Raw genomic sequence first — 1870 nt, forward strand, 5'->3', positions numbered from 1 at the left:
GTGTTCATGTCCTTCTGCGCCTGAAAATCTAATCGCTGATTTCCCGTCGCATCTTCCATTATCATTCCGTTATAGCCGCCATCCTTATACGTCTGCGACATCACATGCATCTGTGTCTTACCACCCGGCAATTCCGCCGGCAACGGCATGTTGGCATGATAGGTTCTTCCGGTTACGATAGGTTGGTCAGGGTCACCATCTAAAAAGTCCACCACGATTTCCTGACCCACCCGAGGTATCGCCATCATCCCCCAACCTTTCCCGGCCCAAGGTTGTGTCACCCGTATCCAGCACGAACTGTGGTCATCAAACTTACCTTCCCGGTCCCATAAAAACTGTAAGCGTACCCGACCAAAGTTATCCGTATAAATCTCTTCGCCTTCCGGTCCCACCACCATCGCAATTTGCGGACCATCAACCCGCGGTTTGGTGCGTTGCAATGGACGCCAGGTCTGTTCGCGTGGCATAAATTCAAAACGTCCGGTTAACGTAGTCGCTTTATCCCCCGCTTCCATTTCGCCGGCTTGTGGTTGTTGTCCCTTATACACCACACTGACTAATTGCCAGTCGGTATTTAAACTTTCATTCGGGTGATTTTGTAACTTAAACAATTTGCCCACCTGCAGATTCGGACTGTTGCTCTCCCCCCAACCCAAATGTGCATCCTGTCTTAAACTGTCCAACCGGTAGCGGGCATACTGCTCGCCCCGACCGTCTTTAAAGCGTCCCGGATAGTCGTAATGCTCATACATGGCACGCTGATATTGGGTGTCGTTCGCCGGGCGGTTGAAGGTGGCCTGCCAGTTCGGTTTTTTGAAGGTGTAATCCTTTAACGTCACTTCCGATTGGCGCACGCGTTCACTGCGATTAAAGGAGGTGATAGATTTTTCCTGTAACTGAGCGTTACGATTCACGTTATAAGGTAATACGGTATCGCCGCTTAAGGTCGTTGCATCGTCGGTCATCATCAGACGATGCTGTCCGTCCTTTTGCTCAAAATAATAGAAAATCCCCTCTTCCGCCGTCAGCCGTTGGAAAAAGTCAAAATCCGATTCCTGATACTGCACACAGAATTCACGTTCCGGATGCGGGTAACGTAAGACGAAGGCGTAATCGGTTACTTTGTTTTCCGATAAAATCGTAGAAAGGATAGTTTGAATGTCTTTTTGTTGGAAAATGCGGGAGTTGCGGCGCAAGGTTGCGCGCCATAAATCCGGCTGGATACGCAGGCGATAATGGGTCTGTCTGAAACCGCTGTCGCCTTGTTCAAAGTGCGTCACCATGCCGGCAAAGGTCTGTAATCGCTCACCATCTTGCCATACCGACAGCACTGCCTGATTATCCAATACCGCACTCGGGTCGATTGCCGGGTCTGTGCTATTGACCTCAACATCTAAACAAGATAACTCGCTATAACGAGCATGGCATTCAAAATGAATGACGCCAAATGTAGAAGGAGCCAAACCTCCCGCCTCCAGCGTAAATTGTAATCCGCTTGGGGAGAGGCCTAATAAACTTGATAAAGAAGAGGACAAAGAGGGAGGCGCTAAGGTGGGGGTAGCTGTGGTAACAGAGGACGGAGAAGCGCCGGCAACAAGACTCATTGGGGCGGTCGCCGCAGGCAGATGGCTCTTTTGTCCCCATTGCTGCACCCGATGAATCACATCCTTTCCAGTGTCTACTCCCGACTGTAATTTGGCGACGCCTTCCTTTAATTTCGCCGCCTTGGCCGCTACTTTCTTATTACCCGAAATGGTGGAAGCCAAATCGACTTTATCGCTAATTGAAGATATACCATCCGCTGCTTTCACCAACGAATCCGGATTAAGAGTCTTCGCCATTTAAACGCCCTCACTATCTAAGATTAAAT

Annotated in this window: 1 protein-coding gene; it reads right to left on the reverse strand. The window is 49.7% G+C overall.

The window, feature by feature from the left end:
• A partial coding sequence (gene tssI, locus DK430_RS13055; protein WP_162616859.1) for a type VI secretion system tip protein TssI/VgrG occupies positions 1–1841 on the reverse strand: 1841 nt, incomplete at its 3' end.
• Positions 1842–1870: the final 29 nt, after the last annotated feature.

Origin of the sequence: Aggregatibacter kilianii (assembly GCF_003129965.1) — a bacterium.
Taxonomy (GTDB): Bacteria; Pseudomonadota; Gammaproteobacteria; order Enterobacterales; family Pasteurellaceae; genus Aggregatibacter; species Aggregatibacter kilianii_A.